Source organism: Paraburkholderia rhynchosiae (genome assembly GCF_002879865.1).
GTDB lineage: Bacteria > Pseudomonadota > Gammaproteobacteria > Burkholderiales > Burkholderiaceae > Paraburkholderia > Paraburkholderia rhynchosiae.
On record NZ_PNXY01000023.1, the window covers coordinates 15,956 to 37,399 of the forward strand.

Annotated in this window: 21 protein-coding genes and 1 pseudogene; 12 read left to right on the forward strand and 10 right to left on the reverse strand. The window is 59.8% G+C overall.

The annotated features are described in order from the left end of the window. Window positions 1-117: 117 nt before the first annotated feature. The 4 genes from C0Z16_RS26275 to xylA all read right to left on the reverse strand — a co-directional run bounded on the left by C0Z16_RS26275 (window position 118) and on the right by xylA (window position 5,450). A complete protein-coding gene (locus C0Z16_RS26275; protein ID WP_102634992.1) occupies window positions 118-1,317 on the reverse strand; it encodes a sugar ABC transporter permease in 1,200 nt (399 codons plus the stop codon). After that, window positions 1,314-2,873, reverse strand: coding sequence for a D-xylose ABC transporter ATP-binding protein (gene xylG, locus C0Z16_RS26280; RefSeq protein ID WP_102634993.1), 1,560 nt, complete (start codon window positions 2,871-2,873; stop codon window positions 1,314-1,316). The genes C0Z16_RS26275 and xylG overlap by 4 nt, the downstream gene beginning before the upstream one ends. Window positions 2,874-2,951: 78 nt before the next feature. After that, window positions 2,952-3,980 (reverse strand): D-xylose ABC transporter substrate-binding protein, encoded by a 1,029-nt coding sequence (gene xylF / locus C0Z16_RS26285; protein ID WP_102634994.1) that lies wholly within the window; start codon window positions 3,978-3,980, stop codon window positions 2,952-2,954. A 147-nt stretch (window positions 3,981-4,127) separates the two neighbouring features. Further along, window positions 4,128-5,450: a xylose isomerase gene (gene xylA / locus C0Z16_RS26290; RefSeq protein WP_102634995.1), complete on the reverse strand. Its 1,323-nt coding sequence runs from the start codon at window positions 5,448-5,450 to the stop codon at window positions 4,128-4,130. A 278-nt stretch (window positions 5,451-5,728) separates the two neighbouring features. Here xylA and C0Z16_RS26295 point away from each other — a divergent pair, with 278 nt between their 5' ends. From C0Z16_RS26295 to C0Z16_RS26315, 5 genes and pseudogenes are all read left to right on the forward strand, one after another. Further along, window positions 5,729-6,952: a XylR family transcriptional regulator gene (locus C0Z16_RS26295; RefSeq protein ID WP_102634996.1), complete on the forward strand. Its 1,224-nt coding sequence runs from the start codon at window positions 5,729-5,731 to the stop codon at window positions 6,950-6,952. Window positions 6,953-6,986: 34 nt separating this feature from the next. Beyond that, window positions 6,987-8,066: an aldose epimerase family protein gene (locus tag C0Z16_RS26300; protein ID WP_102634997.1), complete on the forward strand. Its 1,080-nt coding sequence runs from the start codon at window positions 6,987-6,989 to the stop codon at window positions 8,064-8,066. A gap of 173 nt (window positions 8,067-8,239) precedes the next feature. Beyond that, a complete protein-coding gene (locus tag C0Z16_RS26305; RefSeq protein ID WP_102634998.1) occupies window positions 8,240-8,533 on the forward strand; it encodes a DUF4148 domain-containing protein in 294 nt (97 codons plus the stop codon). Window positions 8,534-8,802: 269 nt separating this feature from the next. After that, window positions 8,803-9,183, forward strand: coding sequence for a hypothetical protein (locus C0Z16_RS26310; protein WP_102634999.1), 381 nt, complete (start codon window positions 8,803-8,805; stop codon window positions 9,181-9,183). A 282-nt stretch (window positions 9,184-9,465) separates the two neighbouring features. Then, window positions 9,466-11,258: pseudogene (locus C0Z16_RS26315) on the forward strand (methyl-accepting chemotaxis protein). 224 nt (window positions 11,259-11,482) lie between these two features. Here C0Z16_RS26315 and C0Z16_RS26325 read toward each other — a convergent pair. Both C0Z16_RS26325 and C0Z16_RS26330 read right to left on the reverse strand, forming a co-directional pair. Next, window positions 11,483-11,941 (reverse strand): hypothetical protein, encoded by a 459-nt coding sequence (locus C0Z16_RS26325; RefSeq protein ID WP_102635070.1) that lies wholly within the window; start codon window positions 11,939-11,941, stop codon window positions 11,483-11,485. Between the two features lie 135 nt (window positions 11,942-12,076). Continuing rightward, window positions 12,077-12,568, reverse strand: a complete 492-nt coding sequence (locus C0Z16_RS26330; RefSeq protein WP_244201367.1) for a hypothetical protein — start codon at window positions 12,566-12,568, stop codon at window positions 12,077-12,079. A gap of 334 nt (window positions 12,569-12,902) precedes the next feature. Between C0Z16_RS26330 and C0Z16_RS26335 the strand changes: the two genes are divergently transcribed. Then, on the forward strand, window positions 12,903-13,535 hold the full coding sequence (locus tag C0Z16_RS26335) for a helix-turn-helix domain-containing protein (RefSeq protein WP_102635001.1): 633 nt from the start codon (window positions 12,903-12,905) through the stop codon (window positions 13,533-13,535). Window positions 13,536-13,544: 9 nt separating this feature from the next. On the opposite strand, the gene C0Z16_RS26340 is transcribed toward C0Z16_RS26335, so the two are convergent. Further along, complete coding sequence (locus C0Z16_RS26340; protein ID WP_102635002.1) at window positions 13,545-14,678, reverse strand: 4-hydroxyphenylpyruvate dioxygenase family protein; 1,134 nt, start codon at window positions 14,676-14,678, stop codon at window positions 13,545-13,547. Window positions 14,679-14,930: 252 nt separating this feature from the next. After that, on the reverse strand, window positions 14,931-15,935 hold the full coding sequence (gene pcaQ, locus C0Z16_RS26345) for a pca operon transcription factor PcaQ (RefSeq protein ID WP_102635003.1): 1,005 nt from the start codon (window positions 15,933-15,935) through the stop codon (window positions 14,931-14,933). Window positions 15,936-16,040: 105 nt separating this feature from the next. Between pcaQ and pcaH the strand changes: the two genes are divergently transcribed. Then, window positions 16,041-16,745: a protocatechuate 3,4-dioxygenase subunit beta gene (pcaH, locus tag C0Z16_RS26350; RefSeq protein ID WP_102635004.1), complete on the forward strand. Its 705-nt coding sequence runs from the start codon at window positions 16,041-16,043 to the stop codon at window positions 16,743-16,745. Between the two features lie 3 nt (window positions 16,746-16,748). Further along, a complete protein-coding gene (gene pcaG, locus C0Z16_RS26355; protein ID WP_102635005.1) occupies window positions 16,749-17,330 on the forward strand; it encodes a protocatechuate 3,4-dioxygenase subunit alpha in 582 nt (193 codons plus the stop codon). A 139-nt stretch (window positions 17,331-17,469) separates the two neighbouring features. On the opposite strand, the gene C0Z16_RS26360 is transcribed toward pcaG, so the two are convergent. Continuing rightward, window positions 17,470-18,744: a serine hydrolase gene (locus C0Z16_RS26360; RefSeq protein WP_102635006.1), complete on the reverse strand. Its 1,275-nt coding sequence runs from the start codon at window positions 18,742-18,744 to the stop codon at window positions 17,470-17,472. Between the two features lie 164 nt (window positions 18,745-18,908). Beyond that, window positions 18,909-19,172 carry an H-NS family nucleoid-associated regulatory protein gene (locus tag C0Z16_RS26365; RefSeq protein ID WP_102635007.1) on the reverse strand — a complete coding sequence of 88 codons (264 nt, stop codon included), beginning with the start codon at window positions 19,170-19,172 and terminating at the stop codon, window positions 18,909-18,911. Between the two features lie 24 nt (window positions 19,173-19,196). On the opposite strand from C0Z16_RS26365, the gene C0Z16_RS37505 reads away from it, so the two are divergent. From C0Z16_RS37505 to C0Z16_RS26380, 4 genes are all read left to right on the forward strand, one after another. Continuing rightward, on the forward strand, window positions 19,197-19,610 hold the full coding sequence (locus tag C0Z16_RS37505; RefSeq protein WP_146014354.1) for a hypothetical protein: 414 nt from the start codon (window positions 19,197-19,199) through the stop codon (window positions 19,608-19,610). Window positions 19,611-19,689: 79 nt separating this feature from the next. Then, a complete protein-coding gene (locus C0Z16_RS26370) occupies window positions 19,690-20,325 on the forward strand; it encodes a LysE family translocator (RefSeq protein ID WP_102635008.1) in 636 nt (211 codons plus the stop codon). Window positions 20,326-20,629: 304 nt separating this feature from the next. Then, on the forward strand, window positions 20,630-20,833 hold the full coding sequence (locus tag C0Z16_RS26375) for a cold-shock protein (protein WP_006047703.1): 204 nt from the start codon (window positions 20,630-20,632) through the stop codon (window positions 20,831-20,833). A 291-nt stretch (window positions 20,834-21,124) separates the two neighbouring features. Continuing rightward, window positions 21,125-21,349 (forward strand): hypothetical protein, encoded by a 225-nt coding sequence (locus C0Z16_RS26380; RefSeq protein WP_102635009.1) that lies wholly within the window; start codon window positions 21,125-21,127, stop codon window positions 21,347-21,349. Window positions 21,350-21,444 lie beyond the last annotated feature (95 nt).

Genomic DNA, 21,444 nt, shown 5'->3' on the forward strand with positions numbered 1-21,444 from the left:
ACTTAAATTCGTCGGATGAAGCGGTGTGGGCGTTAGTGCGATGCGCGCGGTTCGGTCGGAGTCGTGGGGCGTTTCATTAAATGTAGGGAGATCGCCTCCCTATTCAGCCAGCGCTACTCACCGCCGGTTCGACCCCGACACCACATCGATCCACACAGCCAGCACGAGAATGCTGCCCTTCACGATCATCTGCCAATAGGCGTCGACGTCGAGCATCGACATGCCATTGTCGAGGCTCGCCATCACGAGCGCGCCGATCAATGCGCCATACACCGTGCCCGAGCCGCCACGCATCGAGGTCCCGCCAATAAAGCACGCGGCGATCGCATCGAGTTCGCCCATCGATCCCGCCGACGGCGAACCGGCCGCGAGCCGCGCCGTATTGACAATGCCGGCGAACGCGCACATCAACCCCATTAGCGCGAAAATGGCGAGCTTCACGCGATTCGTGTTGACGCCTGAAAGGCGCGTCGCTTCGAGGTTCGAACCGACCGCGTAAATGCGCCGCCCGAACACGGTTTGCGTCGCAATCCACGTGAAAACGCCGAGCAGCGCGAGCAGCAATAGGACCGGCACGGGAATGCCGCCGTAACGATCGAGGGTGGCGACGAAGCCGGCGAGAATCACGCCCGCGCCAACCACCTTCGCGGCGTCCTGCCACACCGGCACCACGCTCAACTGATAACGCTCGCGATTGCGCCGCTGACGTATGGTCAGAAATGCCAGCAATAGAAATAGCACCACGGCCAACGTATCGCCGGCAAGCTTCGGCAGATATCCTTGCCCCACGAACACGAAACTCTCGGACACCGGCGCGATGGTCGAGCCGCCTGTTACGCCGAGCAGAATGCCGCGATACGCGAGCATGCCGCCCAGGCCAACAATGAACGAAGGCACGCGCCGGTACGTGGACCACCATCCGTTGAAGAGGCCGACGAGCACGCCAAGCAGCATCACCACCGGCAATGTGACGCCTATCGGCCAGTGGCGGTTCACATCGAGTATCGCGGCCACGCCGCCGAGCAAACCAAGCAACGATCCAACCGACAGATCGATCTCGCCCGCAATGATTACGAACACCATCCCGCATGCAAGCATGCCCGTAATCGACATTTGCCGCAGAAGGTTCGACAGATTGCGCGGCGTGACAAAAGCGCCATGCGTGAGAACCGAAAAGAAAATCCAGATTGCAGCCACAGCAATCAGCAACGCGAGAATCTTGTAGCGCGCGAATAATTGCTGAATGCGCTGCGAACCGCCGAATGCGTGTCGCGGCGCGGTATCGTCGGCGCGTTGGGAAGTAACGTCGGGCGTCATGCGGCACTCGCTGCGGTTGGGTTCGGGACTCGCTGCACAGGGCGGATGGCGGCGCTGAGAATGTCTTCCTGCGTGAGGCCCTCGTTCGCGAAATCGCCACGCAACTCGCCTTCGCCGATTACCAGCACGCGATCGCTAATGCCGAGCACTTCCGGCAATTCTGAGGACACCATCACGATCGACATACCGCGCTGCGCCAATTGGAAAATCAGTTTGTAGATTTCGTATTTCGCACCGACGTCGACGCCGCGCGTGGGTTCGTCGAGAATCAGCACTTTCGGATTGGTCAGCAGCATGCGCGTAAGCACGGCCTTCTGCTGATTGCCGCCCGACAGGCTCGCGATGGACAACATCGGATGAGCGGCGCGCACAGAAAGCCGCTTCATTTCCGTATGAATCGTGTCCAGTTCAGCCGCTGAATCGATACGCCCGCCTGATGCAAAGCGCTGCAACACAGCGAGCGTGATGTTGTGCCCCACGCTCAAACCCGGCACAATGCCGTGCCGTTTGCGATCTTCCGGCACCATGCCAATGCCCGCGCGGATTGCATCGATAGGCGCGCGAATCCTGAGCGGCTTGCTTTCCATCACCACAGTCGCTTCACTCACGCCGGGATAGGCGCCGAAAATCGCCTGCATCAATTCCGTGCGCCCCGCGCCGACCAAACCGGCGACGCCGAGAATCTCTCCGCGCCGTAACGCGAACGAGACATCGTTCACACGCTTGCGGCGCGGATTCGTCACGTCGAAACAGGTTACGTTGCGGGCTTCGAAAATCACATCGCCGATGGGATGCGGCTCGCGCGGAAACAGGTTTTTGATTTCGCGCCCGACCATCAACGAGATAATGCGGTCTGTAGTGAGCGCGTGCATCGGCTCAGTGGCGACATGACGTCCGTCGCGAATCACGCTGATGGTGTCGCAAACCGCGGCGACCTCGTCGAGTTTGTGCGAGATGTAGACGCAGGCCACGCCGCGCCGCTTCAAATCCCGCACGATGTCCAGCAGAATCGCAATCTCAGCCGAAGTCAGCGACGATGACGGTTCATCGAGAATCAGCAGCTTCGCGCGTTTGTTCAGCGCCTTGGCAATTTCAATCAACTGCTGATGGCCGCCGCCATAGTTCATTACCGGTTGCGCCGCATTGATTCCGCTAATGCGCAGTTCGCGCAGCAATTCGTCGGCGCGCTGGTACATTGCGGCGTAGTTCATGCGGCCGCCGGGCAGCGTGATTTCATTGCCGAGAAAGATGTTCTCCGCCACCGACAATTCGGGCACCAGCATCAGTTCCTGATGAATGATGATGATGCCGGCGCGTTCGGTGTCTCGTATGCCCGTTGCCTTTAGCGGCTTGCCTTCCCAGGTTATTTCGCCATCCCAGGTATCGTGCGGATATACGCCCGACAATACTTTCATCAGCGTCGATTTGCCTGCGCCGTTCTCGCCGCACAGGCCCACGCACTCGCCCGGCGCGACCGTCAGGTCGATGCCGTCGAGTGCTTTCACGCCTGAAAACGCTTTGACGATGCCGCGCATTGTCAGTAACGGTTGCGTCATTCGCTATGCCTCGCTGCAAGGCGCGCGGTCATGCCGATACGCGCTACATGTATCGACGCAAACCGCGCGCGCGTTACGTCATTGGCTCGCGAGCTGGGCCTGACTATAGAAGCCGTCCTTGACGACTACGTCGACATTGCTCTTTGTCAGCAACGTTGGCTGCAGCAGCACGGTGTCGACTTTCTTCTTGCCGTTGTCGTATTGCGCGTTATAGGCGGGCTTCTCGCCCTTCGCAAGCGCGACGGAGAGCTTTGCCGCTTCGCCCGCAATCAGTTTCAGCGGCTTGTAGACGGTCATGGTCTGCGTGCCCGCAATCACCCGCTTGACCGCCGCGAGGTCCGCGTCCTGGCCCGACACAGGCACCTTGCCCGCCATGTGCTGCGCAGCGAGTGCCTGGATCGCGCCGCCAGCCGTGCCGTCATTCGACGCGACGATTGCGTCGATCTTGTTGTTGTTCGCGGTCAGCGCATCTTCGACAATGCGCAGCGCCGTGGAGGCACTCCACTCCGGCACCCACTGCTGCCCGACTACCTTGATGTCGCCCTTGTCGATTGCCGGCTTCAATATCTTGAGTTGCCCTTCGCGCAGCATCTTTGCGTTGTTGTCGGTCGGCGCGCCGCCCAGCAGGAAGTAGTTACCCTTGGGTTGCGCGTTAAAGACGCCTTGCGCCTGCAATTCACCGACCTTCTCGTTGTCGAATGAAATGTAGGCGTCGACGTCGGCGTCGAGAATCAGGCGGTCATACGAAACGACCTTGATGCCCGCTTTTCTGGCTTCGGCGACGACATTGCCGAGCGTCTTCGAATTGAACGGCACGATCACGATCACGTCCACGCCGCGCGAGATCAGGTTTTCAATCTGCGAGATTTGGCGCGCCTCGCTAGCATCCGCGGATTGCACCGACACTTTCGCGCCGAGCTTTTCCGCAGCGGCCACGAAATAGTCACGATCGCGCGACCAGCGCTCGACGCGCAGATCGTCGATACAGAAGCCAATCTCGGGGTGGTCCTTGCTTGCATGCGCCAGCGGCGCGACAAGCGACAGGCTGGCGAGCACCGCTCCACATACGAGCGAACTTAGTACAGTACGACGCGTTGCGAATTTCATCTCTGTCTCCTTCTTCTGATAGCCGGAATACCGGATTGGACGGCCTGCGCTGCGAGCCGCAGGTCCGGACAAGCGACAACCCAAAGCTTCTTTTTTATGCGCGCGGTCGGCATGGCCCGCGCGGTTTTCTAATTGCAACGATGCTCTTTAACGTCCGCTATAAATGGCCTGATTCACGATGTTTTCCATGCGCTCCTGCTGACCGCTGGCGCGTTGCGGATTCAGATCGCGCGAGAGTGCATCGGTGGCGAGTGCCGACAGCGAATAGTCGCCGGAAAGAATCTTGCGGCCGAATTCAGCGTTCCAACCCGCATAACGCTGGCGTTTGAATTGCTCGAGACGGTCGTTTTCAATCAGCACGGCCGCGCGTTCAACGGCGAGCGCCAGATTGTCAATTGCGCCGACGTGCCCATAAAAAAGATCTTCCGGATCGACGCTTTGCCGCCGCACTTTCGAGTCGAAGTTCATGCCGCCCGTTGTGAAGCCGCCGTGCTTGAGGATTTCATAGAAGGCGAGGGTCAGTTCTTCGACACTATTTGGGAATTGATCCGTATCCCAGCCGTTTTGCGGATCGCCGCGATTTGCATCGACGCTGCCGAAGATACCGAGTGCATAGGCCGTCGCGATCTCGTGATGAAACGAGTGACCGGCGAGCGTCGCATGATTCGCTTCGATGTTCACGCGAATCTCTTTCGCGAGGCCGTATTGAAGCAAAAAGCCGTGCACGGTCGCGACATCGTAATCGTATTGATGCTTGGTCGGCTCCTGTGGTTTGGGTTCGATCAACAGCGAGCCTTTGAAACCGATCTTGTGCGCATGATCGACGACCATATGCAGGAAGCGTGCGAGTTGATCGCGTTCGCGCACGAGGTCGGTATTGAGCAAGGTGTCATAGCCTTCGCGGCCGCCCCACAACACGTAGTTCTCGCCGCCGAGCCGTTGCGTCGCATCGAGCGCATGGCGCACTTGTGTAGCGGCGAACGCGAACACTTCAGGGTCCGGACTGGTCGCCGCGCCGGCCGCATACCGTGGATGCGAAAACAGATTGGCCGTGCCCCACAGCAGTTTGATGCCGGTATCCTGCTGTTTGCGCGCGAGACAGTCCACTATGAGAGAAAAATTCTCGCTGTATTCCTTCAGGCTCGTGCCTTCGGGCGCAACATCGGTATCGTGAAAGGTGTAATACGGCGTGCCCAGCTTCGAGAAGAATTCGAATGCGGCGTCCGCTTTCAGAAGCGCCATTTCCATTGCGTCGCCGGCTTGCTGCCATGGACGCCTGAACGTGCCTTGCCCGAAGATATCGACGCCGGGCCACACGAACGTATGCCAGTAGCAGACCGCGATACGCAGATGTTCTTCGAGCGTTTTGCCGAGCACCTTCCTGCTTTTATCGTAATGGCGGTACGCAAGCGGGTTGTCCGATTGCGGGCCTTCATAACGGATCTCGGGAATGTGTTCGAAGTAGGACATCGGCGTCTCCATTCAAAGGAATTTGTTGCACTGCAACCCGTGCGACGTGGCCGCGCCGGTCGATAAGGTGACGCCATGCTGCCGCTTGCGGAGAGCCTCGGCAATTGCGAAATTGCGCAGCGTGCTTGATGTTTCTTACCGCCCGCGGTTTTGTTTTGCACCGGCGCGCGATTCGCGGCCTAGAATAACCGGACGCTTAAAAAACGCGGCTGCACTAGCGGCCTACCCAGAGGAGACATAGGATTGCGGATTTAACGATCCGCACGCCGCTCACCGCTATGACCCGTCCGCAAACGCCACAGACGACCCATCGGATCGCGCTGCTGTTCAACGCGAACAAGGTCTACGATCGTGAGATCATTACCGGTATAGGCAATTACCTGCTGTCCACGCGCGTGGCGTGGGATCTCTTTCTAGAAGAAGATTTTCGCTGCCGGCTGACGGGCATCGAGCGCTTCGACGGCGACGGCATCATCGCGGATTTCGATGATCCTGCCGTGAGCGAAGCGCTACGCGATTGTCCCTTGCCGGTGGTCGCTGTGGGTTCGTCGTTTGAAGATCCTGCGCACTACCCTCCGGATTTACCCTATATCGCGACCGATAACAGCAAGCTCGTCTCGCTCGCTTATACGCATTTGATCGGTACGGGCCTCGAACACTTTGCGCTATACAGCCTGCCGCAAGCGCAAGAGAACCGCTGGGCGCAGCAGCGCGAACTCGCGTTCGCTCATTTGCGCAGCGCGGATGGCCGCAGCGCCGAACAGATTCACAGCGAGATTTATCGCGGCCTGTCGACCAGTGCGCCGTCATGGAATCAGGCGACCGAGCAACTCACCGCGTGGCTTCGCCAATTGCCGAAGCCGGTCGGCATCATCGCTGTGACCGATGCGCGTGCGCGCCATTTGCTGCAAGCGTGTTTGATCGCGGGGATTCCTGTGCCGGAAGAAGTCGCGATTATCGGCATCGACAATGATCCACTCACGCGCACCCTCACACGTATTCCGCTTTCTTCAGTCATTCAAGGCACTGAGGAAATGGGGCGCACTGCCGCGCATCTGTTGCATCAAATGCTGCGTGGCGCGCGCTTTCCTGGGCGGCGCATTCTCGTGCCGCCAGTCGGCATCAACGTGCTTGAATCGACGAAGCATCAACCGCTTGCAAGCCCGTATGTGATGCGCGCGCGGCACTTCATTCGCCAGTACGCGTGCCAGGGCATTCGCACTGAACAGGTGGCCGATTATGTGGGCGTGTCGCGTTCGTCGCTCGAAGAGTACTTTCGACGTGAACGGCAGTGCACCGTGCATCAGGAAATCTTGCACCATAAACTCGATGTCGCGAAGGCGCTGCTTGCGAAGCGCGATGCGTCGAGTGCGGAAGTGGCGATACGTTGCGGCTTCACCTCGCTGCAATACATGTACGCGGTGTTTCGCCGTGAGCTCGGATGCACGCCGCGCGAGTACCAGGAGCGCGCGAATTCGAGTCAGGCTTCTACGCCAGGCTGAGCATGCCTCTACTCTTTTATTTTTTATCGACGACATGATCAGCATCGCACAACTTTCTTCCGAGCCGTGGGGCGCGCTGAATGGCGGCGATCCCGTACGGCTCTTCACGCTGCGCAACGCGCACGGCATGAAGGTCGCGATCAGCGATCTGGGTGCGACGCTGGTTTCGTGGCACGCGCCGGATCGCGCCGGACGTCTCGGCGATATTCTGCTCGGCCACGACACGCCCGCCGAATACGCTGCGGCCACGACTTATATGGGCGGACTGATTGGCCGCTGGGCGAACCGCATCGCCGATGCCCGCTTCACGCTCGACGGCATCGAGTACACGCTTGACTGCAACGAAGGCGCGAATCTGCTGCATGGTGGCAGCGTCGGTTTTCATCGGGCGATGTGGGAGGTGAGCGAGGACAATGGCTCGCTGCTCATGCGGCTCGAGTCGCCCGAAGGCGACGCCGGTTTTCCCGGCAACGTCACCACGCAAGTGCGTTATACGCTCGATGACGACGGCACGTTGACCATTGCATACGAAGCCGTCACCGACGCCGCGACGCCGCTCAATCTGACGAGTCATCCGTACTTCAACTTGACGGGCCGGTCTGGCGCGGATATTCGCGGCCATGTGCTTTCAATCGATGCCGACCAGTTCTTTGAGGTCGATGCAGCAATGATTCCGTGCAAGCTCGCCGACGTAGCGGGCAATGCATTCGACTTCCGGCACAGCGCGCCGATCGGCGCACGCCTCGACTGGCCGCACGCGCAACTCGTTCAGGCGGGCGGATTCGATCACTGTTATGTGCTGCGCGATACGGCTGATGGCGCCAGCGGCGCTGGCGATGTACGTGAAGTCGCGTGTCTTTACGACCCCGGCAGTGGACGCGAATTGACGGTATCGACCGATCAGCGCGGCTTACAGTTTTACAGCGGCAACTGGTTGAAAGGCGACGCGGGACGTGGCGGACTTGCCTATCAAGCGCATGCTGGACTCTGTCTCGAAGCGGGCGGCTTTCCGAACGAGGTCAATATGCCGGGACGACAAGACGTTATCGTGCGAGCGGGCGAAATGTACCGGCAGGTGACTGCGTATAAAGTGGACGTGCGCCACGGCATCTGACAAATCGGCTTCATTCTTTACGCCGTGGATTACAGCACGCCGACTTATCGTTTGCTGCAAGAGTGAATTACTGTATTGGGGGTTTTCCCTGGAATAACCGCTTCCTACAATCCGCGCATGGTGCCGACGATTTGCCGCGGCATCGGAAAACACCATTCCCGGAGGGAAGAATCATGAAATCGCTGATTAACACCATCGCGCTGGCCGTCGTTCTTGCTGCGCCGCTCGCTTCGTTTGCACAGTCCGAGCAGCCGCTCACGCGCGCAGAGGTCAAGGCTCAATTGAAGCAGATTGAACAGGCTGGCTATAATCCGGCCGCTGCCGTCGATGCCAACTATCCCGCCGATATTCAGGCAGCCGAGGCTCGTATTGCCGCGCAGAATGCTATGGCTCAAAGTGATAGCACCGGATACGGTTCTACGGCTACGGGGTCCTCGCAGACGGGTTCTGCTGCGCCGGCTCAGTGAGGGCGGTTTTTTGCTGGTTGGGGTTGCTGGCTTAGGTTCCTCGCCTAGGTTGCTTGCCTAGGATGCTTGCCTAGGTTGCTTGCCTAGGTTGCTCGCCTCGAGTCGCGAGCTGATGTGCGAAAGGCGCAGTTTGCGAACTGCGCCTTTTTCCTTGGCGCGATCAGTTATAGGCTATTTATCGGCGCTGATGCGGCTTTGAAACACGCCCTTCGCTTCCACTCAGTCCACAGTATTCACTTTAAGATGACCCTTCGCAAAGAGGAGCGGTCATGGGATCAACCGTTAAGAATTCGCTGTTGTGGGTTTTCGAGCCTATCGAGGACGATCCTGGGTTCATGAGGAGGCGGTTGTTCGGCTTCGAAGCGGCTTATGTCGATGGTTTGCTTTGTCTCGCGGTCGGGAATGGCGAGGAGCCCTGGAATGGGCTGCTGGTGTGTACGTCGCGGGATCGGCAGGCGGATATTACTAGCGAGTTTCCAGAGCTCGCGCCGCACCCGGTGCTCGGGAAGTGGCTTTATTTGTCGCAAAAGGAAGAGGAGTTTGAAACGGTTGCTGCAGCGCTTGTGAAGTTGGTGAGGAGGCGGGATCTGCGGGTGGGGGTTGAGCCGAGTGCCAAAAAGAAGCCGGCGAAAAAGGCGATCGGGAAGTAACCGCTCTTGCTATATCCAGCAGCGTGCTCGAAAGACGAGCCAAGCTTCAGACCATCGGTGCCCCACGTCCGACACTGCCTTGGCCCGGCGGCTTCGCCCCTGATCCGCTTTCGACGCAACCTGGCCTGGCACCGCCCACCGCCCGCCGCAAACCTCAAGTTCTCCGTTTTTCCGCCGTAGTCCGAGAAGATGACGCTAATACCGCGGCCCCGCAGTGTGGTGCCCAGGCGTCGCAAGGCATGAAATTCGTGCAGCACTCTTCCTCTCTTCACGGACCCGACGATGTCCTCTCTCCGCACCCGCATTCTGATCATTTCCTCCGCGACAGTCATCGGCGCGCTCGCGCTCTCGGGGGCCGCTGCCTACATCACTGTGCGCGCCAACACGATGGAGACGATCGGGCAGAACCTGAGCGCGATCGCCGGCGCCAATACGCTGGCCATCGACAAGTGGGTGGCTGCCAAAGCACAAGCCGTGAAGGCAACCGCTGAAGAGGTCGAGCACGGTGATCCGCAAGGCTTCGTCAAGCACATGGGTAACGCGGACGGCTTCCCGATCACCACAGTCGGCTGGACGGACAAGAGCTATTTTCCACCAGCAGCACCACGCCCAAGGACTACGATGCGACCGCGCGGCCCTGGTATAAAGCGGCGGTCGCGGCGGGCACGCTGATTGTCACGAAGCCGTACGGCGATGCATCGACGGGCGTGCCGTATGTGTCGTTTTCAGCGCCCATGATCCGCAACGGCGAGGCAACCGGCGCACTGAGCGGCGCCGTGCCGCTCGAAGGCGTGCGCGAAGTGGTCGCCGCCGTGCATCCGACGCCGTCGAGCCTCGCCTTCGTGGTCGCGCGCGACGGTCAGGTGATCGCGCATCCGGATGCCAAGCTGATCCTCAAGCAGGCGACCGACATCTCCGCAGCGCTCACGCCTGAGGCGCTGGCCTCGCTCCCGCAAGCCGCTGCGCCGCTGCTGGTCGACTTGGGCGGGGCCGCCAAGCTGCTCAAGGCGCAACCGGTACATGGCACCGACTGGTATCTGGTGATCGCACTCGACAAAGCCGAGGCCACGGCGGGTCTCTCCAATGTGCTGCAAGCGCTCGGTGTGGCGATGGTCTTGCTGACGCTCGCTGCCGTGGGCATTGCCGCATTCTTCACTTCCCATTCGTTCCGCAGCCTCTCGAAGGTCCGAGATGCCATGGATACGATTGGCTCGGACAGCGGCGATCTTTCGCATCGCCTGCCTGTCGTGGGCAACGATGAAGTGGCGCAGATTTCCGCGTCGTTCAATGCCTTCGTGGACAAGATCGGCACCCTGCTGCTGGAAGTGCGGGCGGGCGTCGAGAACATGAAGACGGCGACCAGCGAAATCGAAATGGGCAATCGCGACCTGTCGCAGCGCACGGAGACTTCCGCCTCCAATTTGCAGAGCACGTCGGCAGCGCTCACGCAGTTGACTGCCAGCGTGAGGCAATCGGCCCAGGCGGCGGTGGAAGCCACGCGACTGGCGACCTCGGCGAGCGAGGCAGCGGCGCGCGGCGGAAAAGTCGTGACGAGCGCAGTCAGCACGATGGACGACATCGCCAGGTCTTCTGCGCGCATTACCGAAATCATCGGCGTGATCGACAGCATCGCGTTTCAGACCAACATTCTTGCGCTGAACGCGGCTGTTGAAGCGGCGCGGGCCGGCGAGAACGGCCGGGGTTTTGCCGTTGTGGCGGGCGAGGTGCGCACGCTGGCGCAGCGCTGCGCGACCGCCGCGCGCGAGATCAAGGACTTGATTCAGGCATCGGAAGCCAGCGTCGGGACCGGCGCGCAGCGTGTGCAGGCGGCGGGTGCGGCGATGCAGGAGATTGTCGAGGGAATCGATCGTGTGAATCGCGTGATCGGGGAGATCGACGGCGCGATGAATGAACAGAGCGCCGGGATCAGCCAGATCGATCGGAGCGTTGCTGAGATGGATCAGGCGACGCAGCAGAATGCGGCGCTCGTGGAACAATCCACGGCAGCCTCAGCGACGTTGAGTGAGCAGGCGTATGGATTGTCGCGGGTGGTGGGGTTGTTCAGGTTGAGGTAGGGAAGCTGTGGTGCGAGCTGAAATTGCTGCGGCCATTCTTTTTCTTGCGCCGGATGCATCCCAATACATGACCGGCGCCGAGCGCGATTTCGCGAGGATGCCATTGTGGGCCGCCTTGTCAGGTGCCGCATGAAGCAACACGTAAGTGGCGCCCATTACCGGCCACGCATCCGTGCCCGGTCTGGGACACGGGTACGTTTCCCTGCTGAAACGAATGGACCACCTCAGGCCTTTGTGGGGCGCCCCGTTTTCACCTGCTCAACGGCAGAGACTGCAGCCAGCAGGCGCTTCTCTGCGGCCGATTCGAGCATCAGCAGCCCTGCGCGCAAAATCTCACTCTTCTTGACCGAAACCCCCGCCGCCAGACATTTCTGTTTGAGGGCTGCGATTTTTTCGTAGTCGGACTTCGGCATGGTGAAGCTGTCGCGTACCACTTTGTCCTTTTTCCCGCGCTTTGCTTTCGCGCCTCCGTCCGTCTTGACAAGCACTGCTTCAACTTTGACTGGCGCCGCCTCAACCGGAGCGGCGGGCTTCGGCGCCTTTTTTGCTGTCGCTTTCTTTCCGGCAGTACCCGCGCTTGTAGCTATAACCTGCGCTGCGCCGTTTCCGTTGCGCGCGCCATCGCCTGCCTTGGGGAAATGAAATGTCTTCTTCGTTGCTTTTTTGATAGTTGCTTCGGTCATCATGTGCCCCGTTGTGGATATACTGCATAAACAGTATATACCGTTTTGACCGAGACCGCGCAAGGGAAGCCGCTTCCCGGGGAATGTCGCAACCTCAATTCAACATATCAGTGCGACGGCGACAGGCGCTCTGCCTTACCACGGCGCCCTCCTCTCACTTCTCGCAAACCGCACAACACGCGATTCAGCTTCATGGACAGCAAACACCGGCGCACAAAGCAACTGCTGCTCATGCAAATCGAGAATCTCGATAATCGGCCGACAATCCGCGTTTTCAATAATCCAGACATCACGGCTTGCGCTATGAGCAGCCGCATCCAGAATACCCTCAGCCTCAAGATAAACCTCGCGCTTCACCGCACCAAAACCCGCGTCCTGAAGATACCAGGTGAGATAAAGTGCTTTAACGAGTTTCGCCAGCAGATCCCCGTTTCCCTTTCCAGCTTTAAACGCCGCCAATGACAGATGCCAGCACAGCAACTGTTCGCGTACATGCGCGGCGGTATACGGCAGGAGTTCCGCTTTGCCAAGCGGCTTTCTGCGCGGCTGATTCCCCGATAGCGATTTTTTACGATTCTGCGGCATGGACCGATTTATGTTCTTGATGCAACCTTTCAGTTTCAGCATCGTAATGCATTGGAACGGCAAATCAATCGGTACTCGTGCCTTTTAACAAAATTATCAATATGCGCTACACATATTAAAGTCTACCAAACACATGTTTATGTCACCTTGCGTTCTAACGCCGGTTAATACCGGTCAATTCGAGACAGGGCCTGAAAATATCAATTACGCCGCCGCAGACAACTGTCCCGTTTCCAATCAGAAAGCCCAAGCACCCGCCCAGCATTTGCCGACGCGTGGCCGGCATCCGCTCCCGAACCTTCCCACCACAGGGGCCAATGTTATTATCGGAAACACGAAATACCCGCCCGCCACTGGCCACAAAAGCAGCAACCCCATGGACACCCACATCTCCAAGCCCGCCGAACCCTCGACAACCGACCTCGGCCGCCGCGTCCGCGCCGCGCGCCAGTCGCAGGACCTGACTCTGGAAACCGCGAGCCGCCTCTGCGGCGTTTCGCGCTCGACGCTCTCCAAAGTCGAAAACGGCCTGATGTCCCCAACTTTCGACGTGCTCCAGAAAATCGTCCTCGGGCTGAAGATTGAAATCGGCGAGTTGTTCGGCTCCACGCCGAAGGTCAGCGCAAGCGGCCGTCGCGCGTTGACGCGCAAAGGCGAAGGGCAGCGCCACGCGTATCGCGGCTATCAGATGGAATTGCTCGCGACCGACCTCGCGCACAAAGCGATGCTGCCATTCCGCATCCGCATCTCTGCGCACACACTTGATGCCTTCGACGACTGGGGCCGTCATGAAGGTGAAGAATTCCTGTACGTGATCAGCGGCAGCGTATGCCTCTATTCCGAGCTGTATGCGCCGACGCATCTGAACGCCGGCGACAGCCTTTACTTCGACAGCCGCACCGGCCATGCCGCAGTGTCGACAAGTGAAGAGGATGCCGAAGTATTATGGATGGCGACCAGCGCCGACATTCCGCAAGCACCGGCCGTCAGTGAATCGCCGAAAAAATGACGCGGGCCGTCATGCGCCCGCTTGCTGGCGCGCCTGCGCGAGCGCGCTGAGATTGCCTTCACCAAATCCATGATGCCCCTGGCGCTGAACGATCTCGAAGAAAATCTCGCCAGGGCTGCGGCGCACGAAAGTCTGAAAAAACAATAGCGGCACACCGTCAGCGCCAATCTCACCATCCACCAGAACGTGCGTGCGCTTCAGCCGCTCGACGTCGAGACCATGGCCCGGCAAACGCGCGTCGAGCTGATCGTAGTAGCGCGGCGGCGGCACGACGAATTCCACGCCGTTCGCGAGCAATTGCTCGACGCACGCGAAGATATCGTCGGTCGCAAGGGCAATGTGCTGCACGCCCTCGCCCGGATGATCCGGCAGATACTCGTGCATCAAATTCGTCCGGCGCGTGCCCTCTTCATACAGGGGAATGCGGATTGCGCCGCACGGCGACACCATCACGCGCGATTCCGCCGACACGTGCCAGTTCGCATGCAGTTCGTGAATCTCGCGGAAGTTGAGCAGGTCACGATAGAAGTCGAGCCATTCCTGCATGCGGCCTTCGCCGACCGTTTGCGTCAGATGATCCACCGCAACGAGGCCGAGGCCCGCGTGGCTCAAGTCGGCATGCGCGGTGTCGATCTCGATCGGACGAAAATCGATATCGAAGATCGAGATATCGCCAAGCCCGCCACGCTGGCCGCCGCGTCCGCGCCAACGGTCGACGAAGTAGATATGCGAGTCGCCAATGCCCTGAATCGCCGGTATCAGCAGTTCGCCCGCGCCGATCCTCTCGCCTTCGAAAGCCCACGCGCCCAGTTCGATCGCGCGGTCGAACGCGCGCTGCGCGTCGGCCACGCGAATGCCGATTGCACAAATGCCTGCGCCGTATTCTTCAGCGTAGCGCGCGGCGAACGAATCGGGTTCGGCGTTGATGAGGAAATGCATCTCGCCCTGGCGATACAGGGTGACGTTCTTGCTGATGTGGCGCGCAATCGCCTTGAAACCCAGCTTGGCGAAGGTCTCGCCGAGTGCCTGCGGATCGCGCGCGGCGAACTCCACGAATTCGAGGCCGGCAGTGCCGAGCGGATTGTGCTCAGGCGCGGACACGGCGCGCAGCGCGGCGTCTGGAGTGGGCAAGTCGCTGGGCATGGCAATCTCCTTGTGCTGTCTTTCGACGCTGTTTCCAGTGTTCCCGATGTCGGTGCAAGCCGTCATTAACTCGCAGTGTGACACCGCTCGTGTGGTGTGGCGCAGCATTGCTGCGGTCCGCGACGGCGTTTGCACCGTGTTTGTACACCGGCTCGCGGGACGTTCGCAACCTCATTTTGTACTGGATGGTTCACCACCGCCGCGAACGGCCCGCTCGCGTGCGTAGTCACTCGGCCGCCGCCGTTATGCGCTTCAAGTCGTCGGCATCCGCGGCGTGCGGCGCGTGCGCTTGCGTGCGATCTTGCCCGCCGGCTTGGCGGCGCCCGCTGCCATTCGCAGTTGCGCGACCTCGCGCACCGCGTCGATAAAAGCCCTTCCCACCGGCGACGGCTGCGTGTCCGAGCGCCGGATCAATCCAACGGGCTCGTCCGTGCCTGCAAACGGCAATTGCAAGCGCACCAGCATGCCGTGCGCGAGCTCGTATTCCACAGCGCTTAGTGGCACGAACCACACGGCGTCGTTCTGGAGGGTCAGCGCACGGCCCGTCGAAACCGACAACACTTCGACGAACGCCGACAACGGCGGCACGCCCCACGCGCTCAGCAGACTGTCCGCCGACTGCCGGATCAACGTACCGAACGGCGGCAGCACGATCGGAAAGTTTTCCAACGCCGCGGACGGCAAGCCCGGCGCGGCACCGAGCGGATGCCCCGCGCGCACGACGGCGATCAGCGGCTCGCTGAACAACTGCTCGAAGCTGAGTCCGACCATCCGTTCCGGATCGGCGAGGCGTCCCACCGCGAATTCGATCGTGCCCGCTTTCAGACGCTCGAGCAATTCGGGATTGGCACCGGTTGCCAGGCGCACGATCACGCGCGGCCAGAGCGACCCGAAACGCTTCAGGACGGGCGGCATCAGTGCGCCGGCGACGGTGGGCAAGATCCCGACTTCGAGCGTGGCCGCCGCCGCGCCTTCCGCGCGCGAGAGCAGATCGACGCCTTGCCGCAACGCGCTGACGCAGGCGCTGGCGTGCGGCATGAAAAGTTGACCTTCACGGGTGGGCACCGCTCCGTGACGGCCGCGCTCGAACAGTTTTACGCCCAGAATAGCTTCGAGTTCGGCGATCGTCTTCGACACAGCCGGCTGCGTAATCGACAGGCTGTCAGCGGCCCGCTGGACGCTCCCGAATTGGGCCACAGCCAGAAAGCACTGAAGATGACGGAATTTGACGCGGCTGTCCGCGAGGCTGCGTTGCATAACAGAAGGTTATACGAAAAGCGCCAAAACGTCATTTTTCATAACCGCACAGTTTGGATAAAGTCACTTCACACGCCCTATCCCACAAATGCCAAGGAGACACTGATGGACGATTCCTTTCTGAGCGCGCGTGACTTCGCGTCGCATCCCGAATACATCTACCCAGGCTACGGTTCGTCGGTCAAACGCGGCCCGACGCGTCCGCTGATCCCGCTGAAGGAAAAGCTGCGCGATCAGCGCGTGCCCGTCTACGGCACCGACGACCTCGGCGCGCTCGACAACGATCTCACGCGCAATGCGGTGCGCAACGGCGAGCCGCTCGGCGAACGCATCATCGTGACGGGTCGTGTGCTCGACGAAGGCGGCCGCCCGGTACGCAATACGCTCGTCGAAATCTGGCAGGCGAATGCGGCTGGCCGCTATGTGCACAAGGTGGATCAGCACGACGCGCCGCTCGACCCGAATTTTCTCGGCGCGGGCCGCTGCATCACCGACAACGAAGGCCGCTATCGCTTTCTGACGATCAAGCCCGGCGCGTATCCGTGGGGCAATCATCCGAACGCCTGGCGTCCGAATCACATTCACTTCTCGCTGTTCGGCGAGCATTTCGGTTCACGCCTCGTCACGCAGATGTACTTTCCCGGCGACCCGCTGCTGGCGTTCGACCCGATTTTCCAGGGGACGCCCGAGCATGCGCGTGAGCGCCTGATCGCGGGCTTCTCGCTCGACACGACGCAAGAGTCGTATGCGCTCGGCTACGACTTCGATATCGTGCTGCGCGGTCGCAACGAAACTCCCATGGAGCGCTAAGCCATGACTACTCTCAAGCAAACGCCCTCCCAGACGGTTGGCCCGTACTTCGCGTACGGCCTGTGTCCGCAACAATATGACTTTGACTTCAAGAGCCTGTTTACGCCGGTTCTGGCCGACCGTGAAGCGGCCGGCGAGCACATCACGATCGTGGGCCAGGTGTTCGACGGCGACGGCAACGTCATCGGCGATGCCATGCTCGAAGTGTCGCAAGTGGACGCTGACGGCCGCTATCCGGAATCGCGCGAGGAAATCCTCAAAACAGGTTTTCGCGGCTTTGCGCGCGTGGGCACGGGCACGGACCCGCACAAGCGCTTTGTCGTGGAGACGGTGAAACCGGGCCGCGTGAGTCCCGACGAAGCGCCGCATCTGAATGTGATCGTGACGATGCGAGGCATGTTGCTGCACACGTTCACGCGCATCTATTTCGAGGACGAAGCCAATGAGCGCGATCCGGTATTGACCGCTGTTCCGGCGGACCGGCGCGATACGCTGATCGCGCGCCGCGATCCGAATACGGCCAACGTGTATCGCTTTGACATCCATATGCAAGGCGACAAGGAAACGGTCTTTTTCGACCTGTAACGCGGACGCTCTACACTTTCACATAGCTTTCATCTACACTGAAGCTGATCCGTCTAGCGACTGGATCGCGAAACTCCGAGTAGTTGAGCCCGCCTTGTGCGGGCTTTTTTTTCGCCCACTGACATGCGCCGACATTCGCTTACGTCAACGAGCAACGCAGCCAACGGCTGATTCTGGCGACGTCCGCAATGTGATCGCGCGGACCTGGCGCACCCAGCACGACGATGTCGATCGGCCTGCCGTGCACCATCATTCGCACGACGACACAGTGTCCGGCCTCGTTGATATAGCCGGTTTTCTGCAACACGATGGACCGGTCGCCGCCCCTCACGAGCGCATTCGAGTTGTGATAACTCAGACGTGCGCGGCGGCCGCCAGGAAACACCCACTGATCGCGGTCCGTCGAATAAGCGCGAATCAACGGATAGCGGCTCGCCGCCGCCACGAGCCGGGCCAAGTCACGCGCCGTCGAAACGTTGTGCGGCGACAATCCCGTGCCATTCACGAACGACGTATGCCGCATGCCGAGCGCGCGCGCCTTCGCATTCATCGCGGCGACAAATCCCGGCCGCCCGCCCGCGTAATCACGGCTCAACGCGGCAGCCGCGCGATTCTCCGACGACATCAGCGCAATGTGCAGCATGTCGTGGCGCGACAGAACAGAACCGACGCCCAGACGCGAGCCGGTGAACTTGTCGAAATCCTGATCCTGAACGGTGACGTTGAGCGGCGCATTCAATGCGTGTTTCGTATCGAGCGATACGACGGCCGTCATTAGTTTGGATATCGAAGCAATCGGCATCACCCGATCGGCCTGCTTTTCGGTGAGCACGGTCTGCGTTCGTTCATCCACGACATAGACCGAGCGCGCAGAGAGCAATGCGCGTGACTTTGGCGTATATCCGCAACGCGGCAACAGGCGAAGCCCTGCGTGCCTCGCATGCACAGCATGTGTCGCGTTTGCCGCGTTTGCCGCATCTTTTACGGCCGTATGCGGCGTCGGCGCAGGCTGCCGGTTGCGATTTGCCGCCAGTCCGGCAGAACGTCTCTGGCCGCGCGGCTCACGTGCAATGCGTGCGGCCTGGCGGCGCGATGTGGGCGCGCGCTTGCTGACATGCAGGGAGCGCTCATCCTCGGTGACATGCTTGCGCTTGTGCGCCACACGGCGCTGGGCCTTCTCCGTAGTGATTTTCTTCGCTTTGCTCGCTGTTCGCGGTTTCGCTTTGGAGGTGTGGCTCGCGGGCGGCGAAACATGAGTCGCGCGAACCGACGAATGCCGCACAGGCTCGTGAGCCGCGCCGAATGACCAGCCGACGTTCAGCCACAACAGGCCAAACACCGCGATATAGCGGAGCCACGCAGAGAAACGATAAGCAGGGGTTGATGATGAAGGAGTTGGTCGACGGTACGGCATGCAGCTTCCAATTCTGTGCCGCGTGCGCTCGTAGTGAGGAGAATCGATCGGGCGCGGCGTCGGCAGTGACCCATGGATATTAAGGGAGATCGCGCGCACGATCAACGGCAAAGGTCCACGCCGGCTGAACGACAACCGGCATACGCGCTGCAATTGCTTCCTTCTCAGCAGCGGAAGTGGTCGATGTTTTGCCCCGCGTAAATCGCGCGAGCGAGCCAGTCCGGCTTATCGCCATGCCCGTCCCACTTATTACCGTAGGCGTCGCGATACATGACGGCTCGCGTCGCTGCGGCATCTGCCTGGATCGCGTCGGAGAGCGCATCCATCGTAATGCCGTATTCGTCCATGCGTCGGCGTATCCACACAATCAGGCGCTCACGCGCATTGCCGTCGAGGTCGAGCAGCAGTTGTTCTTCTCGCTCTTTCATAACGTACCGGTGTCGCGGCTAATAATGCTCGCGGTGGAAATAAAAAGCTTCGCAAAAGAACGCGGAGCCTATGCGGACTCGCGCATGATTTGCATGGGCCAGGTGCAAGCAGAACATGCGGCGACTTTCCCGATGTCCCGATGCACAAAAGCACAAAAGCACAAAAGCACAAAAGCACAAAAGCACAAAAGCACAAAAGCACAAAAGCACAAAAGCACATCGGGAAATCATGCCCAACAAATCCTGGATTTAGGGGAATTCGCCGCGAATGATCGAATGGCACCCGCGTGCCTCGGTGCTCCAAGGCAGCTTCAGCGTATGGAAGGCGATTCTAGCATTCAAGTTATTTCGCCTTCAGCGGGCGTGCATGTTTGCATTGCCAGGCTTCTTATTCGCTATTGCTTTACGAGTATCATCATCGGAAGAAGGATGCAATAAAGCCGAAGCCGGAGCCTCTACTCTCATGCCATGTTTCAATCACGTCGACTACTCATTGCAGTAGACAGGAGACACAACCATGCCAGCCTCAACTGCCATCATCACCATTCTTACAGCGCTGTTATTGGGGGCAATGAGTCCTGGACCGAGCTTCGTCATCGTCGCGCGCAATGCGATCGGTTTGTCGCGCGGCGACGGGCTCGCGACCGCGCTCGGCATGGGTATCGGCGGCGTGTTCTTTAGCGGCATTGCGTTGCTCGGCTTGTACACGCTGCTTGCCACAGTTGAATGGCTTTATATCGGCCTGAAAGTGGCCGGCGGACTTTACCTGATTTATCTGGCGTCGAAGATCTGGCGCGGCGCCGCCAAACCGCTCGCATTCGACGCCACCCAAACCGTCCTTACGAATCCGCGTAAATCTTTCTGGAGTGGCCTCAGCACGCAACTCAGCAATCCGAAGACAGCGGTCTACTACGGCAGTATCTTCGCGGCGCTTCTGCCACAACATCCATCGCTGTGGTGCTATTTCGCGCTGCCACCTGCGATCTTTGCCATCGAAGCGGGCTGGTACACGATCGTCGCACTGTGCTTTTCCAGCAAGCGGCCGCGCGAAATCTATCTGCAATGGAAGGCCTGGATCGATCGCGTTGCAGCGAGCGCAGTTGCCGCCCTTGGATTGCGTCTGGTGCTGACCGCGCACAAAGTGGGGATCTGAAACGGCCGTCGCACGAGCGGCTTGCCCTGAGTCGAGGTACGACACGCAGCACGGCAAGCCGCGAAACAGGGCCGCATGCAAAGCCGCCGCCACGCTGAACGCCGGCCCTCCAGCCGGACAGTTACAAGTTAAGTGTTGACGCTGATACGCCATAGCGGTTACTGTGGCACCCGAAGTTCAAGAAGTTCGATTGCTGTTCATCAATGTCTCGCTCCTCAGCGGTATTCGTTGTCCTCTCCCTCCTTGACGCTTCTAGCGCTCCTTTACAGAGCAAATTTTCAATTTCATTCCTCAAGGATTCTTCATGGATACCGGTACCGTTAAGTGGTTCAACGACAGCAAAGGCTTTGGCTTCATCACCCCGGACAAGGGCGGCGACGACCTGTTCGCGCACTTCTCCGAAATCAGCGGCAACGGCTTCAAGACGCTCGCTGAAAACCAGAAAGTGAGCTTCGAAACGAAGCAAGGCCCGAAGGGTCTGCAAGCGGCTAACATCACGCCGCTGTAAGTTTGAAGGGCTCGATGTCCGGCAACGGACATCGGGCTGCAGCGACATCCTCGCGGAGCTTCGTCTCCCACAGTTGGCGCGCGATCGCTTTTGAGTTGCATGTATTCAGGCAACTCGCTCAAGCGCCAAACGCCTCGTTGCACCTCATTCTTCTCCCCTCGGCTTCAACGCCAATTTTTAGCTTTCCGGCTGCGTTCAGATTCGGCTCGCAATGGCTTTGAATCGGCTCGTCCGCGCGACTCATGGAAGTTCGCACGGCAGGCCCGCACTCGTACATTATTAAAATATAAAATGCAAAACAAACATATTCATCACTACAACGGCTATGCCGTCCAACCTTCGGCGCATCGTTTGCCCGACGGTACGTTTTCATCCAACCTGTTGCTCGAACGCGCCGACAGCGCGCGTGCCGATGGGCGCTACCAGTTCTATTCGCTCGATTACTTCACCAACGAAGAGCAGGCATTGCGGCATTCGGCGCAATGGGCACGCGAGTGGGTCGATACGCGCGGTTGAAGGCTGAATAAGCCCTGAATGAGTGCGCGAAGTTCGAAGTTCTGAATTTTTCGCGCCAACGCAAAAGAGCGCCGCGCGCAGCGGCCGCTCTTTAC

Bases quoted from the DNA above. Each gene is read 5' to 3' on its own strand.
- C0Z16_RS26365 (WP_102635007.1), bottom strand. From the start codon at position 19,172: ATGAAAGAGCGAGAAGAACAACTGCTGCTCGACCTCGACGGCAATGCG.
- C0Z16_RS26380 (WP_102635009.1), top strand. From the start codon at position 21,125: ATGCAAAACAAACATATTCATCACTACAACGGCTATGCCGTCCAACCT.
- C0Z16_RS37505 (WP_146014354.1), top strand. From the start codon at position 19,197: ATGCTCGCGGTGGAAATAAAAAGCTTCGCAAAAGAACGCGGAGCCTAT.
- C0Z16_RS26330 (WP_244201367.1), bottom strand. From the start codon at position 12,568: ATGCTGAAACTGAAAGGTTGCATCAAGAACATAAATCGGTCCATGCCG.
- C0Z16_RS26360 (WP_102635006.1), bottom strand. From the start codon at position 18,744: ATGCCGTACCGTCGACCAACTCCTTCATCATCAACCCCTGCTTATCGT.
- C0Z16_RS26335 (WP_102635001.1), top strand. From the start codon at position 12,903: ATGGACACCCACATCTCCAAGCCCGCCGAACCCTCGACAACCGACCTC.
- pcaG (WP_102635005.1), top strand. From the start codon at position 16,749: ATGACTACTCTCAAGCAAACGCCCTCCCAGACGGTTGGCCCGTACTTC.
- C0Z16_RS26310 (WP_102634999.1), top strand. From the start codon at position 8,803: ATGGGATCAACCGTTAAGAATTCGCTGTTGTGGGTTTTCGAGCCTATC.
- C0Z16_RS26300 (WP_102634997.1), top strand. From the start codon at position 6,987: ATGATCAGCATCGCACAACTTTCTTCCGAGCCGTGGGGCGCGCTGAAT.
- C0Z16_RS26295 (WP_102634996.1), top strand. From the start codon at position 5,729: ATGACCCGTCCGCAAACGCCACAGACGACCCATCGGATCGCGCTGCTG.
- pcaH (WP_102635004.1), top strand. From the start codon at position 16,041: ATGGACGATTCCTTTCTGAGCGCGCGTGACTTCGCGTCGCATCCCGAA.
- C0Z16_RS26305 (WP_102634998.1), top strand. From the start codon at position 8,240: ATGAAATCGCTGATTAACACCATCGCGCTGGCCGTCGTTCTTGCTGCG.
- xylG (WP_102634993.1), bottom strand. From the start codon at position 2,873: ATGACGCAACCGTTACTGACAATGCGCGGCATCGTCAAAGCGTTTTCA.
- C0Z16_RS26375 (WP_006047703.1), top strand. From the start codon at position 20,630: ATGGATACCGGTACCGTTAAGTGGTTCAACGACAGCAAAGGCTTTGGC.
- C0Z16_RS26275 (WP_102634992.1), bottom strand. From the start codon at position 1,317: ATGACGCCCGACGTTACTTCCCAACGCGCCGACGATACCGCGCCGCGA.
- C0Z16_RS26340 (WP_102635002.1), bottom strand. From the start codon at position 14,678: ATGCCCAGCGACTTGCCCACTCCAGACGCCGCGCTGCGCGCCGTGTCC.
- xylF (WP_102634994.1), bottom strand. From the start codon at position 3,980: ATGAAATTCGCAACGCGTCGTACTGTACTAAGTTCGCTCGTATGTGGA.
- C0Z16_RS26325 (WP_102635070.1), bottom strand. From the start codon at position 11,941: ATGACCGAAGCAACTATCAAAAAAGCAACGAAGAAGACATTTCATTTC.
- C0Z16_RS26370 (WP_102635008.1), top strand. From the start codon at position 19,690: ATGCCAGCCTCAACTGCCATCATCACCATTCTTACAGCGCTGTTATTG.
- pcaQ (WP_102635003.1), bottom strand. From the start codon at position 15,935: ATGCAACGCAGCCTCGCGGACAGCCGCGTCAAATTCCGTCATCTTCAG.
- xylA (WP_102634995.1), bottom strand. From the start codon at position 5,450: ATGTCCTACTTCGAACACATTCCCGAGATCCGTTATGAAGGCCCGCAA.